Raw genomic sequence first — 13,411 nt, forward strand, 5'->3', positions numbered from 1 at the left:
CGCGCGCCTCTTCGGACTTCAAAAGGTTAACAAAGCGTGAAGCGCACCCGATTCAAGGGCAAACTGCGGGCCGAACCTGACTTTGCGACAAGCCCCGTGCGAGCCTTCATTTTGTTGGAGGAAGACGCAGCTTCGAATGATTAAGCAAGTTCACTAGCGACGATAGGCTAGCCTTCGACACTGACCTTGTCGGCTCTACGGCTGCCAATCCTTCATCTTTAGCACGTTTCCTCCGAGCTTCTGAAACGCCCGCTGGCGACAGGAGAACACGATAATCTGCTGGTCTCGAGACTGCCTGTGCAGTGCGTCGAACATCTTCTCGATACGGTCGTCGTCCGAATAGACCAGAGCATCATCCAGGATAACGGGGGCCGGCCGGCCATCACGGGCGAGAAGCCTCGCAAAGGCTAGGCGCGTCAGCACTGACAGTTGCTCCCGCATCCCGCCGCTCAGGCGGTCGACATCCTCTACCTGACCATTGCGCAGAATAGTCTGGGGTAGAAGCGTCTTGTCATCGAAGGTGATTGAAACATCGTCGAAGAGCAGTCTCAGCAGCGGTCCGAGCTCAGCCATGACAGGTTTGAGATAGAGTTCACGAGCCTCAGACCTGGCATTTTCCAAGGCGGTGGTCACACGCTGGAGGACAGCCACCTCCTTCTCATACGCAGCCACCCGCGCAATCGCCGCAGTGAGTGCCTCCGAAGTCTCCCGCCACTTCTCTTCCACGGCTTCGTCGGATTGTGCCCGGATCTCTGCGTTCAGGCCGGCCATGGTCTCCCGCAGTGCATTTATTTCCTTGTCGACTGCTGCTTCGATCGAGCGAGCACGCGTCAGCGCCGCCTCGATCGACGCGAGATCACCGGCATCTGTGCCCAGTTGCAGGGCATGTGCCTCAGCCTCCAAAAGCGAATGCTCCAAATCGGTTAGCGTGGCCGACAACAAGCGCTCACGCTCAGCACGCGCTACTTCCGGCCCGAGGATCGCAGCCAATTGCGTCTGATCGGAAATCAGAGACGCCAATCGCGTCTCCGCGGCTACGAAGGCGTCATCGGCACGAGACTGGTCTGGCTCTACCTCACGGAGGGCGAGACGCGCCTGCTTGCGGCGTTCTTCGGCTTGTGCCAGCGCGTTGCGAAGCATCGCCGGATCCTCATTCAGGTCGAGACCCTCAAGGCTGATCGTACTACCTACTTCGACTTCCTCTCTCAGTTTCGCCAGTCCCTCTGGAGCAATGAAAGACAGCCGGTCTTTCAACGCCCGTAAGTCAGAATCGGCCTGCTGTGCCCGGGCCTGCCTGTCTCGCGCTGCAGAAAGGCTATCGACGTCCATTGACGCAAGAAGGGCGGTTCTTGCCGCTTCTGCCTGCACCAGTTGGTTGTCGCTCCGACCGGGGCGGTTCGAGCGTAGGGTGATTGTCCCAATTCCTGCGACTTCAAGCCGAGCATGCCCGTCGTACGTCCGGTCTTCGCCATCTGCCAAGGGCTCGCCGTTGAGGGTTACCGTTTCGGCTGTATCGGCTTCGTAATGGATTGAGACTGACGGGCGAGCGGCCTCAACGATGGCACGCAGCTTGGCGATTTCGACTTCGGATGCTTGCAGTGCTTCAATGGACGTTGTCGGGATTTGCAGAAGTGCGACTTGAGCCTCACCCTCTTCAATGCTCTGACGTAGCTGCTCCGCCTCGCCCAATTGCTGCTTCAGGTCGGCCAGGCGCTTGTGCGCCTCGTGTGCCTTAGTTGCCGCGTCGAAGCGCGTTAGCCGCTCGCGGAGCTCCTGCTCATCAGCCTCCGCGAGATCCACGTTCTCACGAGCCTTTTCGATCGCATCGGCTGCCTGCCGGCGCCGCCTTATCGCTTCAGCCCTATTATTCTCTGCGGAAGCTACATCTTCTTGCAAAAGGACTGCCTTTTCCCGAGCTTCAGTGAACGCCTTGAATTCCCGCTCTGCTGCGTTTCGCCTTTCGCGGACAAGCTTCAGTTCCGCTTCTGCCGTTTTCAGCTTTTCGTTCTGCGCCTTGGCGGCATCAAACCTGCTCTGGGCTGCCTGAATGGCAGTCCTGCGCTCTTCTTTTTCTGCATGACTGTCGAGTTCGGCAAGTCGCGCTGCTGCACTCGCGCGTTGATCCAGCGCTTGGCGCAATCGGGTCACCTCGGCTGCCAGCCGCGCCTCATCCGCGGCGAGCCTCTCCCGTTCCTCGATCGCAGCTGCATAGCGACCGCCAGCTTTCGGTCTGCCGGTCGCCGTGACCATGTCTGCGAGGGCCTCTTTCACGGCCGCCATGATCTCGGCCATCCGACGCCCGCCAGTGACGGCTTCCACCTCGCCCTGGACGGATTCGAGCAGGCTTTGACGAACCTGCTTTTCGCCCTCCTCTTCGGTCCGGCTTCGTTTTTCAATGCCGGTGATACCTTGGCGCACCCACAGGAGGCCTGCAGGTCCGGAGGTCCCTCCCCTGATCAGGCTGGTGATGAAGTTTTCTGCCTCATCCGCCTGGGCGACGAGACCGCCGGATCCAAGATCCACCACACGGGCTGACCTCGCACCATAATACTGCTTGGTAATTCGGAAGCTGCCCTCGCCGGTCGTGATATCGGCTTCGACCAACGGGTTGCCACCACTATAGGGGCGCAACCTCTGAACATCACCCGGGGTGCCGGAATGAGGTTGGAAGAAGAGTGCATGCAGGGCGTCAAAACTCGTCGATTTGCCGAACTCATTCGCCGCGCAAAGCACGTTCACGCCATCACCGATACCTTCAATGGCAACGCCGCGGCCGGCAAACCGTTTGACGTTGAAGAGACGCAAGGCTGAGATCTTCATGGCGAAATCGCCTGGGTATAGGAGTAGAGGCGCATCAAGGCCGCCCGCGCGATTTCGCGCTCAGACAGGGGTCGACGTTCATCGGTGGACTCGGCAAGAAGCGCATTGGCAGCTTCACGCAGAGCGCCGCCGCGATCGATCTGGTCTAAGTCTTCCAGCTCGCATTCTGTGGCCAGTCCATCCTGATCGAGCTCCAGAAAAGCAAAATCCGGAGCTGCCCTTTCAACGGCGGCGACGAGCTCAGCGCGCACCGCAAGACGAGTATGCCCTGATGCCACTACCCGGAGCAGCGAGTTCCTCCGTTCTCGTAGAGCCGGGAGCAGGGTATTGAGAGCAGCCTCTGGGGCGTCGCCGTAAAGCAAATGAAGATCGAGGTTACGCCAAGCGAACGTCGCGGTGGGCAATGCCTGAACATCGGGGATACCCGACGAGCCTGCAATCGTGACCAGAAGAGCCGTACCCGGCGCGTCGTGCTTGAAACGGTCAGGCTCAGGTGTCCCGCAATAATGGGTTCGCTGGTCCACACTGACCATGCCGTGCCAATCGCCAAGCGCAAGATAGTCGAGCCCTGCCCGTCTTGCCCGGTCTGGCGCAATCACCTCGGAGGAGGCTGCCTCTTCTGAAAAACTGCGAATGGCTCCATGAGCCAGTCCAATCCGCAGCGTGGCATCGGGTGTGGCTTGACAATCCATCCATTCCGTCAGGTCTCGCCCAGGGCGGCGGGTGGTGCACGGCGCGGGGAGCAGGACGACACCGCTCGCCAATTCGATCGGCTGGGGCTCGACCGCGAGTACAACGTTTTCTGGTGCTTCTGCCTTCAGCGTCGTCCAGAGTTGGGACGCCTGCAGGGAATCGTGATTTCCTGGCAAGATGACCCATCTGATCGCGGGGTCGTGCGCCATCTCGGCAAAGGCCTGGCGTCGCACATGCGGTGCAGGTGTCTCGGTATCGAAGGTGTCTCCAGCGAGCAGCACCGTTGTCGCATTTTGCTCGCGAGCGTGTGCAGCCAGCCGGGCGATCGCGTGGTGTCTTGCTTCGCGCAACCTGCTGGGCAAGTCACCCTCGAAGTTGCCGAAACGCTTTCCGAGATGAAGATCGCTGGAATGGATAAATCGAAACATGACTACCGGGTATTGAGAGGCGTTCGAGTATCTGCCGCGTTATGTTAGCTGAAGTCTATCTCATTCTCCGCGGCGATCACCATTAGTTCGTGCGAGCGGCGGCGTCAGTCGACATATGAATCGCTGCTCAGGCGCCTCGGGCCTCAAGCTGGGCAACAATGCGAATGAACGACCGTCGCGATCCTGGCATCGGAGGCTTCTTCAACCTACACTGGCTCGGGCGGGAGTGTGAAACTGTTCACAAGGCAACAGACAACCCTTCCCTTCCATCGGCGATCGAAAGAGATTTTATACCGCCAGAACATCAGGTCTACGTTATGTCCCGCAACGCGCCGCACCGCCATCATTACGTACCACAGATGGTACAGCGAAACTTTGCCAACGAGAGCGGGGGACTATTCTTCTGGCGCCGCGGCATGCCCATCGGCCAGGTGCGCGTCTCGAAGCCCTCGAACCTGTTCGTCGAGGACCACTTGTATACGCTTGTTGATGAAAACGGTATGCGCGACCATTCGATTGAATATTGGTTTGGTCGGTTAGAGAGAGCTGTAGCGCCGTTCATCCAGGAGTTCCTCGTCAAAGTCAGGCCGTTTGCATGCGGCCAACACCCCGATCATAGCGCTCACTGAGTGAGCGACAAAAACAGCCGGCTCAGAACAAGTTTCTTCGACAACTTCGATGAAGTCATCGGCATAATCTTCTAGGGACTGGTATCGTTCGTAAGAGAAATAGCTTGTATCGGAATCGCCAAAACCCATGAGATCGAACATCACGATCTGATGGGTGCCCTGAAATGCAGGCGCAACATCCCTCCACATCGTCTGGTTGCACCCCAGTCCATGAGCAAAAACCATGGGGTTGCTCTTGGAGCCGAAAGTCTTGATAGCGAATTTGTCGTGTCGATCTGGTTGCGTCATGGACTTGCGATAATTTTTCCGCATATGCGAAATCATGGATGTTCAAAGTTTAGGACAAGTAAAAGGTCTGGAAGAGACCCTCATTTGGAACTGACGATTATCAATTTCCGAGACGTTTTTGTTGCAGCATAAGAAGACTTGATCCACTTCGGCGCTCGTGTCGCATGGAAGTCCTAGCGTCTGGTTAGCGTCGATGCCTTCGTAGCGACTTTCACAGATGGAACAGAATTTCGCCCAAACATGCTTTACGATAAGTTTTCGCCGTTAATCGCGTCGATCATGGCACTGACCCGCTCGATCGTCGCGGAAATCTCCGCCGACGAGTAATCGGCTGTGTCGGCTCCATCCTTCGTCGCACGGGCAGTCATGTCCGCCAACCCGCTCAGTCGTGCGCCAACCTCAAGGAGATATTGCTGGGGGTCCGGCTTGCTCGACGATATCTCGACCATGATGAATGCCGCCAAAGTCTGCATGGCGATCAGCTGATTACCATGCGCCACATAGTTTTCGACCAGTTTGTCGAGGATATCGGCGACGTCTATTTGCTGTTTCATGAATGTGCCACTGTTCTGCAATCAGATTGCGGGCGGCTAAAAGCCGCCCGCCCTTTCCCAAAGATCAGAATTCTTCCCAGTCTGATGCTGAAGTGGCTCCCGCGGCCAACCCCACGGCTCCGGCAACTTTCGCAAGCATCCGACGAGCCGGCGATGCGACAGGCCGAGCAGCACCCGACACTGCGACTGGGCCCGCATGAGAGAACGGCATTACATCGCCCAGCTGAAACTGCTGGATTCGACCTCGAAGCCGCTCGACTTCGCCGGCAAGTGCGGCACTGGCGGCAGTGGACTCTTCCACCATTGCCGCGTTCTGCTGTGTAACCTGGTCCATCTGGTTGACGGCTGTGTTGACCTCGGCCAGGCCGACAGACTGCTCCTTGGCAGACGTCGCAATCGCGTCCAGCTGAGAATTGATCGTCAGAACCTGGCTCTGGATGACGTTCAAGGCATCGCCAGTCGCTTCGACCAAGCGGACGCCGACGGCAACTTCATCAGCAGAATTGCGGATGAGGTCCTTGATTTCCCGTGCTGCTTGCGCCGAGCGCTGGGCAAGCTCTCTCACCTCCTGGGCAACAACGGCAAAGCCTTTACCGGCGTCGCCTGCCCGCGCTGCTTCGACACCGGCATTGAGTGCAAGCAGGTTGGTCTGGAAGGCGATCTCATCGATAACACTGATGATGTTGGAGATTTGGTTTGAAGACTGTTCTATCCGCTGCATTGCGTTGACAGCATCCGAAACCACAGTAGCGGATTGACGGGCGCTGTCATTCGTCTGGGCTGCGATCCCGCGCGCTTCCTCCGCACGCTTGGAGGAGTTGGAAACATTCGCGGTAATCTGATCGAGAGCGGCTGCGGTTTCCTCAAGGGCTGCTGCCTGCTGCTCGGTGCGCTTCGACAGATCCTCGGCACTTTTGCTGATTTCGCGCGCACCGCTGTCGATCGAGCCGGTCGCCTCGGTTACGGCCTTCATAGTCTGAGCCAGTTCAGATACTGCTGTGTTGAAATCGCTTCTGAGCGCCTCGAACTCGGCCGCGAATGGTTCGCGAAGCCGGAAGCCAAGGTTACCATCAGCCAGCTGTTTCAGCCCTTGTGCCAGACCGGATGTGGCCGCTGCCATCTCTTGGGCGCGTTTGCGATCGGCGGCGTCAATCCGCTCCTTCTCGGTCTCATTCAGCACACGGTTCGCTTCGGCCTCGGCTTCAAGCTGACGCGTCCTCAAGCCATTATCCTTGAAGATCTGAACTGCCTGAGCCATTCCGCCAACTTCATCGCGTCGGTCGCGGCCCGTCACATCCACGTCAAGATCGCCATTGGCAAGCTTGGTCATCAAAGTCGCCAGGCTGCGGATTGGAACAACAAGCCAAGACCTGATGGCAAAGAAGCCGACAGCAAGTGCGATGATCGCACCCGCGATATTGGCAACCAGCGTTACGATCGCTGTTTGCGTGACGCTCTCGGTCAGAGCTGCACCTCTATTATCCGCCGCCTCAACCATGAGCGATGTTACCCGGCCTAGTTCTTCGCTGACCGGCCCAAAGGCAGGTTGGCATTGGGTGAGGAAGAGCTGTTGGGATGCGGCAACGTCAGCCTCGGAGGCCGCTTGGCCCGCTGCCTGAAGCGTCGACTGGCATGCCTGCTCAAGCACGGCAAGGCCTGCAGCCTTCAGAGCCGGGATCTCGGCATTCGACGGCATGGCGACCGCCGCATTATCTACGAAAGCCAGAAAGTCAGATTTATATTTCTCGAGTGCTGCCGAGGCCCTAGCGTTCAGCTCTTCGGTTCGGGACATCAAGAGATCTCCCAACGACGCGCGTGCCCCCTGCAACGATCGGTTGGCTCTGGCAAGATTGAGTGCTGCAGCAGAATTGCCCTCGAGCAACTCATGATAGGCCGCATCTGTGTTGGTGAGCTGAACGTCGCTATAGATAGCGATGGCGATCGCAAATAAGCCGAAGAAACTCATGATGATCATGAATTTCCCGATGATCGGAACGTTCTTCATTTTGAGCGGTCCCCCTTGGACCCAAGGAAATGCAGTTCGGTGGCGAGGCATTGATGAGCCCCTGAGGCAATTGGCTCACCGTCACACCGTGATGAAGACAGGCCCCCCGGGCGCCTCTCTTGTCTCGCGTGACAGCTCCGGCTCAGCCACAAATGGTTAACGCTTCATGCTGTGCCGGTTCCTATTTTTAGTCGCCAGACAATTAAAGTAAGGTAACTAGATTTTAGTATTTTAAAATATTTTTAGACCGGCCCAATATTGGACGCTAACGGTAGGGGTCGACGCAAACATAGATCATTCTTGAACATTCAAGGTCATAGCGTCTTCGAATTCAACTCGCCTCCGTTTTCAGGTCCGCGCCTGACGAATACTACGCTTAGATCTCGGTAGGCTCATCGCCACTCATGACAGGTGTCGACATGTGTGGTCGATAGCAGGGCTGCGCTATTCAGCTAACGATGCGAGATGCCGATAGGAATGAGTGCATCCAGGCGGCTTAGGCTCTTCGAGAAATCCTCTTTTGCAGCTTTCCTGCGTCACTGCCCCCCCCCGCACCCGGATATCGTCGACCTGCGCGCATTCTAGTTCGCGATCTCCTCTACGCTCGACCGACGTGCACTTCTGGAGGTCTTTTGCATCGCCAACTTGCTTCACCTGGTTCTCTCGGCTAGCGGCGAGCTTTTGTGGCTGCTCGTCATGACGACGTTTGGCGAAGACGGAGTCCGACACGCCACAGCGAAAATGTCATCGCAAGCCGACTTTCTCCAGGTGTCTTCTGCTGACGGCCATTGCGCGAGGTTCGATTGTGAGACACCCATTTCAGTTCTCCTCTGTCCACCATTGGCCAAAGGAAGAACGCTGAGCTCTCGGTTCTAGCGCGGGGGCGCAAGCGGAAGGTCCATGAAGAAAAGATCCCATGGAAACGGACACCATGGCGTTCTTAGTCGGCGCCATTTCGGCCCTAAGCAGCGGCGGCGGGCCCGATCGCAGCACTTCAGAGCACTGCTAGTCGGTAGCGGTTCGTAAGCGTGGTACACACCTGTTAGCAGTTGCTCAGCCGCAGCTCGATCACGCCGTTTATTCGCAAGACAGATCCACCCGAGGTCACCGGATGAGGATTGCACGGAAATCATTGACATTTGTGCCGGTTGGTCCGGTCTTATGGAGATCGCCGATGGTGGAGAATGAGGTATAGCTATCGTTGCGTTCCAACATTTCGCGCGGATCGATTCCAGCAGCGCGCAGACGTCGCACTGTCGTTCCGTCGGCGAAAGCGCCGGCATTGTCCTCGGAGCCGTCGATGCCGTCCGTATCGGCCGCCAGAACCTCGATGGCGTGGCCGTCGATGGCAAGCGCCATGGCGAGCGCGAATTCACCGTTTCGGCCGCCCCGCCCGCCCCTTCCCCGCAATGTCACCGTCGTCTCGCCGCCGGAAAGCAGCACGGCCGGTCGCGAAAACGGGCGGCCGCGCGCCAGCACCTCGCGGGCGATCGCGGCATGGACGAGCGCCACGTCGCGCGCCTCGCCTTCCATCGCATCCGATAGGATCACCGGCATGACGCCGCGGCCCCGTGCCTCGTCCGCAGCAGCCTCCAGCGAAACGCGCGCCGAGGCGACGATGTGATGCTCGTGTCGGGCGAAGACCGGATCGTCGGGCATCGGTGCGTCGGCCGCCGGCCCGTTCAGATGCGTCATGACGGCAGCCGGCAGATCGAGGCGGTACTGCGCGATGATCGCCAGCGCATCCGCACGCGTCGAGGCGTCGGGGATCGTCGGGCCGGATGCGATGGCGGCAGGATTGTCGCCCGGAATGTCGGAGACCAGCAGGCTGACGACGCGGGCGTGGGTCGCGGCAGCGAGCCGCCCGCCCTTGATGCGCGAGACGTGCTTGCGCACCATGTTCATCGCCGAGATCGGCGCGCCGGAGGCGAGCAGCACCTCGTTGACGGCGATCTCGTCGGCGAGAGTGAGCCCTTCGGGCGGCGCCGGCAGCAACGCCGATCCGCCGCCGCAGACCAGCGCGATGAGGAGATCGTTTTCCGTCAGGCCGGAAACCAGATCGAGGAGCCGCGCGCCGGCTGCAAGCCCGGCCTCGTCGGGAACCGGGTGCGCCGCCTCCAGCACCTCGATGCCACGCGTCTCGCAGCCATAGCCGTAGCGCGTTACGACGATGCCGGTAAGTGGGCCGGGCCAGAGCGTTTCCAGCGTCGCCGCCATCTGTGCCGCGCCCTTGCCCGCCCCGATAACGACTGTGCGGCCGCTCGGCGGCGGCTCCGGCAGGTGGGCGCGGATGCCGGTCAGGGGATCGGCCGCCTGGACGGCGACGTCGAAGAGGGCGGCGAGGAAAGGCTTGTCCATCGCTTAGTCCCGCGGTTTGCCGGTGAAGGGGCCATGAAGGCCGAGTGCGCCTATCAGGGCGGCCTGCCGATTGACGTCCAGCATCACGCCGTCGCCCATCGCCGCGCAGAGTGCCTGTCGCTCTTCTGCATCTGCCGCGGCGGCAAGGCGCGTCCAGAAATCATGGAGTCGACCGGCCATATCGGCGAATTGCTTCACGACGTCCGCATCCTCGGCAACGCCCGCCAACGTGCCGGCGGAAACGCCGCCGATGCCGTGGATCGCGCGGCCGGGCACGGCGGTATAGCCATCGGGGAGATCACCCTTGAGATTGCCCACGCGACGGAAGCGGATCGCCTCGAGGATCTGGTCTACGGCCTGTTTCGCGCCCGCCACCCGCGACGGATGGTCGGTGTCGGCTACCGCATGCGGCAGAACCAGCAGGCGGCCGGCATGGCGTTCCACCAGCGGCAGATAGGGGGCGAGTGGGCCGGAGACCGCGCCGGTCGCGGCGTCTCTGAAGATGTCGGCGTCGATCGCGGCGAAACGGATGCGGCCGTCGCCCATCGCGGTGTCGAGGGCTGCGGCGTCGACCAGTTCGCCGCGATCGAAATTGACGAGCGTCGCGCCGGGGCTGACCGCATCGAAGATCGCATCGCCGACAAGGCCGGCGTTGGCGAAGCGCCCGGTCGTGGCATCGGCCGCACCGAGGCCGAGATGGACGGAAACGATGTCGGCGCCGGCGGACGCCTCGACGGGCGTTGCCGCGTAACGGAAGCCTTCGGCTTCGATCCAGCGGCGATGCCGCTCGCGGGCATAGATCACAGGCCGCATGCGGAAGGCATCAGCAAGGCGCGCGACCTCGCGGCCGATATTGCCGTAGCCGAGCACGGCGATGCGTTTGCCTTCCAGCTTCCCGGTCGGGAAATCCTTGAGGTCGCGGCCCGTATCGAAACGGCCGGACACGGAGCATTCGTGCAGCAGGTCGAACGGCAGATCCGGCAGGAAGCGCAGGATCGCCTTCATCACCATCTGCGCGGTGGCGCGGCTGTTGATGCCGGGCGTGTTCATCAGCGGCGCCGCGCCGCCGCGACCCGATCCGCCGCCCCAGGAGCGGGAGTGCATGTTGCCCGTGCCCGCCCCGATCCGAACGCCGCCCTCGGGGAAAACGGTGTCTGCCGGCACGACGGTCGCGGCAGCGATCACCGCGTCGTACAGGCCATCACCCGCTTCGGCGACGAGGTCTTCGGCGGTGTTCAGGTCCGGCCGGTAAACGAAGTGGATACCGCCACCGCCGATGTCAGCAGCGACGATGCCGTCGCCATCGTGGAACGTGCAGCCGGCCTGCTCGACGTGTCGGCGCACCTCGGAGCAGTCCGGCCGGCCGTCAGGCCCCGGCCGCAGGCCCACCAGGTCGCAGATGAGGATCCGGTAGGTCCGGCGGGCGTCAGTGTCATACATGGTTTCGTCTTCCTCTCGGCCGGTCGCTGCGGTGCGTCAGGCTCAGTTCACCAGATCCGGATCGGTCCGGATGATCCAGTCGTAAATGGGCTGGAAGTGTAGCCACCCCATGAAGGGCGTCGCAAGGTGCTTGGCGGAATGGGCGACCTTTTCCGGCGCGACCAGTTTCAGCGGCGAGCCAGTCGCCTCGGCCTTCAGCTGGATTTCGCAGGCGCGTTCCAGCGCGATGAACCACCAGGCGGCCTCGTCGATGCTGTGACGCCCGACGCTGAACAGCCCGTGGTTCTGGTGGATGGCGACCTTAGCGTTGCCGAAGGCGTTGGCGACGCTGTTGCCGGCCCCCTTCTCCACCACCACGGCGCCGGCCTCGTCGGTGATCACCGCCTGATGACCGTAGAAGCCACAGGCGGTCTGGGTGATCGGATCGAGCGGACGCCCGAGCGCCGCCCACGCCATGCCGTTGACGGTGTGGGCATGGCAGGAGGCGACGATGTCGGGATGCGCTTCGTGGATCGCCGAATGCAGCACGAAGCCGGCGCGATTGACGGCCCAGGTGCCCTCCACAACCTTGCCGGCGTGATCGACGAGGATGAGGTCCGAGGCGCGCACCCGCGAGAAACTCATGCCGAAGGGGTTGGTCCAGAACAGGTCGAGGTGCTCGGGATCGCGCACCGTGACGTGGCCCGCGAAGCCGTACTCGAACTTGTAGCGGGCGAAGATCCGGCAGACCGCGGCCAGCCGCTCGCGGCGGTGCTGGCGTTCCTCCGCCAGCGTCTGGAAGACCGGTTCGCGGGGGAAGTGCAGGCCTTCCTGATCGGGTTCGTAGATCGATTTCTTCTGCTGTGCGGTCGGCATGGAAATCCTCCTTCGCTGGTCGGCGTGACGACTACTTGAACAGTTGCGGAAGCCAGAGGGTGAGGCCCGGCACATAGGTGATGATCGCCAAACAGATCAGCAGCGACAGGTAGAAGGGCAGCATGCTGCGGATGATGTGCTCGATCCTCAGCCCCGCTATCTGACAGGCGACGAAGAGATTGACGCCGACAGGCGGCGTGGTCATGCCGACCGCGAGATTGACGATCATGACGATCCCGAAATGGATCGGATCGATGCCCATCTTCAGCGCCACCGGCGTCAGGATGGGAGCCAGCACGGTGATCGCGGCACCTGTCTCCAGGAACATGCCGACGAGAAGCAGTAGCAGATTGATCAACAGAAGGAAGACCAGCGGATTGTCGGAGATCGACACGAAGACCTGCGAGATCAGCTCCGGGATGCGGTTTGCCGTCAGCACCCAGCCGAAGACGCTTGCCGCCGAAATGATCAGCAAGATGACGACGGTATTGAGCAGAGATGAGCGCAGTGCCGTCAACAGCTTCTCAACGGTGATGGTGCGGAACACGATGACGCCGATGATGAGCGCAAAGCAGACGGCGGCCGCCGCGGCTTCAGTGGGCGTGAAGATGCCGCCATAGATGCCGCCGAGGATGAGTACCGGCAGCATGAGCGGCAGGATGGCCGCCTTGAAGCTTTCCCACACGCCGGGCTGCGGGCTGAGCCCGTCGCCGGCCGCGCCGGGTTTCGCCCTGCCATAGCCCTTGCGCTTGCTAACGAGGTAGACGGTCAGCATCAGGCCGCCGGCTACCAGCAGGCCGGGAAGGATACCAGCGAGGAAGAGATCGCCGATCGAGACCGGCACGCCAGCGGTCAGCGCGAATATGATCATCGGGATCGAGGGCGGGATAATGACGCCAAGCTCGCCGGAGGAGGCCTGCACGGAAGTGGCGAAGGGACGCGAATAGCCACGCGCCGCCATGGCCGGGATGAGGATGCCGCCGATCGCAGCCGTCGTAGCGGCGCTCGATCCGGAAATCGCGGCGAAGAACATCGCCGACAGCACGGCGACGAGGCCGAGGCCGCCGGTGGCGCGGCCGACGAGCGATTGGGCGAAATTGACCAGGCGGGTAGAGATGCCGCTCACTTCCATCAGCGCGCCGGCGAGGATGAAGAAGGGAATGGCTGTCAGCGGGAAGGAATCGAGCGCAGCGAACATGCGCTGGATCATGGCCTGGAGCGGGATGCCGGAGCCGTACATGGCCATGGCCGAGACCATGCCGAGCGTGACGGCGATCGGCACCGCGCAGGTGAAGAAGACGAGCATGGAAGCGGTGAGCGCGACGGGAAACATGGCAATCC

General features: G+C 61.0%; 10 protein-coding genes. 1 reads left to right on the plus strand and 9 read right to left on the minus strand.

Annotation, left to right across the window (positions count from 1 at the left end; translation table 11 throughout):
* Window positions 1–195: 195 nt before the first annotated feature.
* Both ACQKP1_RS24555 and ACQKP1_RS24560 read right to left on the minus strand, forming a co-directional pair.
* Entirely contained in the window at window positions 196–2,820 is a 2,625-nt protein-coding gene (locus ACQKP1_RS24555; RefSeq protein WP_427207544.1) for an AAA family ATPase, read from the minus strand.
* Window positions 2,817–3,941, minus strand: coding sequence for a metallophosphoesterase family protein (locus ACQKP1_RS24560; RefSeq protein ID WP_427207542.1), 1,125 nt, complete (start codon window positions 3,939–3,941; stop codon window positions 2,817–2,819). The genes ACQKP1_RS24555 and ACQKP1_RS24560 overlap by 4 nt, the downstream gene beginning before the upstream one ends.
* A gap of 164 nt (window positions 3,942–4,105) precedes the next feature.
* Here ACQKP1_RS24560 and ACQKP1_RS24565 point away from each other — a divergent pair, with 164 nt between their 5' ends.
* A complete protein-coding gene (locus ACQKP1_RS24565) occupies window positions 4,106–4,570 on the plus strand; it encodes a DUF4238 domain-containing protein (RefSeq protein WP_427207540.1) in 465 nt (154 codons plus the stop codon).
* Here the strand turns inward: ACQKP1_RS24565 and ACQKP1_RS24570 are convergent.
* From ACQKP1_RS24570 to ACQKP1_RS24600, 7 genes are all read right to left on the minus strand, one after another.
* Window positions 4,478–4,894 (minus strand): alpha/beta fold hydrolase, encoded by a 417-nt coding sequence (locus ACQKP1_RS24570; RefSeq protein ID WP_427277360.1) that lies wholly within the window; start codon window positions 4,892–4,894, stop codon window positions 4,478–4,480. The genes ACQKP1_RS24565 and ACQKP1_RS24570 overlap by 93 nt on opposite strands.
* Window positions 4,895–5,103: 209 nt before the next feature.
* Complete coding sequence (locus tag ACQKP1_RS24575) at window positions 5,104–5,412, minus strand: hypothetical protein (RefSeq protein ID WP_427277361.1); 309 nt, start codon at window positions 5,410–5,412, stop codon at window positions 5,104–5,106.
* 64 nt (window positions 5,413–5,476) lie between these two features.
* A complete protein-coding gene (locus ACQKP1_RS24580; protein WP_427207536.1) occupies window positions 5,477–7,417 on the minus strand; it encodes a methyl-accepting chemotaxis protein in 1,941 nt (646 codons plus the stop codon).
* A 1,104-nt stretch (window positions 7,418–8,521) separates the two neighbouring features.
* Window positions 8,522–9,775 (minus strand): glycerate kinase type-2 family protein, encoded by a 1,254-nt coding sequence (locus ACQKP1_RS24585; RefSeq protein WP_427277362.1) that lies wholly within the window; start codon window positions 9,773–9,775, stop codon window positions 8,522–8,524.
* A 3-nt stretch (window positions 9,776–9,778) separates the two neighbouring features.
* Window positions 9,779–11,215, minus strand: coding sequence for an NAD(P)-dependent oxidoreductase (locus ACQKP1_RS24590; RefSeq protein ID WP_427207532.1), 1,437 nt, complete (start codon window positions 11,213–11,215; stop codon window positions 9,779–9,781).
* A 42-nt stretch (window positions 11,216–11,257) separates the two neighbouring features.
* Window positions 11,258–12,070, minus strand: coding sequence for a class II aldolase/adducin family protein (locus tag ACQKP1_RS24595; RefSeq protein WP_427207531.1), 813 nt, complete (start codon window positions 12,068–12,070; stop codon window positions 11,258–11,260).
* Window positions 12,071–12,101: 31 nt separating this feature from the next.
* Window positions 12,102–13,403: a TRAP transporter large permease gene (locus tag ACQKP1_RS24600; RefSeq protein WP_427207529.1), complete on the minus strand. Its 1,302-nt coding sequence runs from the start codon at window positions 13,401–13,403 to the stop codon at window positions 12,102–12,104.
* Window positions 13,404–13,411: the final 8 nt, after the last annotated feature.

Source organism: Allorhizobium sp. NPDC080224, assembly GCF_050281005.1.
GTDB lineage: Bacteria > Pseudomonadota > Alphaproteobacteria > Rhizobiales > Rhizobiaceae > Allorhizobium.

Coding starts and splice junctions, on each gene's coding strand:
- ACQKP1_RS24555 (WP_427207544.1), bottom strand. CDS start 2,820: ATGAAGATCTCAGCCTTGCGTCTCTTCAACGTCAAACGGTTTGCCGGC.
- ACQKP1_RS24560 (WP_427207542.1), bottom strand. CDS start 3,941: ATGTTTCGATTTATCCATTCCAGCGATCTTCATCTCGGAAAGCGTTTC.
- ACQKP1_RS24565 (WP_427207540.1), top strand. CDS start 4,106: ATGAACGACCGTCGCGATCCTGGCATCGGAGGCTTCTTCAACCTACAC.
- ACQKP1_RS24570 (WP_427277360.1), bottom strand. CDS start 4,894: ATGATTTCGCATATGCGGAAAAATTATCGCAAGTCCATGACGCAACCA.
- ACQKP1_RS24575 (WP_427277361.1), bottom strand. CDS start 5,412: ATGAAACAGCAAATAGACGTCGCCGATATCCTCGACAAACTGGTCGAA.
- ACQKP1_RS24580 (WP_427207536.1), bottom strand. CDS start 7,417: ATGAAGAACGTTCCGATCATCGGGAAATTCATGATCATCATGAGTTTC.
- ACQKP1_RS24585 (WP_427277362.1), bottom strand. CDS start 9,775: ATGGACAAGCCTTTCCTCGCCGCCCTCTTCGACGTCGCCGTCCAGGCG.
- ACQKP1_RS24590 (WP_427207532.1), bottom strand. CDS start 11,215: ATGTATGACACTGACGCCCGCCGGACCTACCGGATCCTCATCTGCGAC.
- ACQKP1_RS24595 (WP_427207531.1), bottom strand. CDS start 12,070: ATGCCGACCGCACAGCAGAAGAAATCGATCTACGAACCCGATCAGGAA.
- ACQKP1_RS24600 (WP_427207529.1), bottom strand. CDS start 13,403: ATGTTTCCCGTCGCGCTCACCGCTTCCATGCTCGTCTTCTTCACCTGC.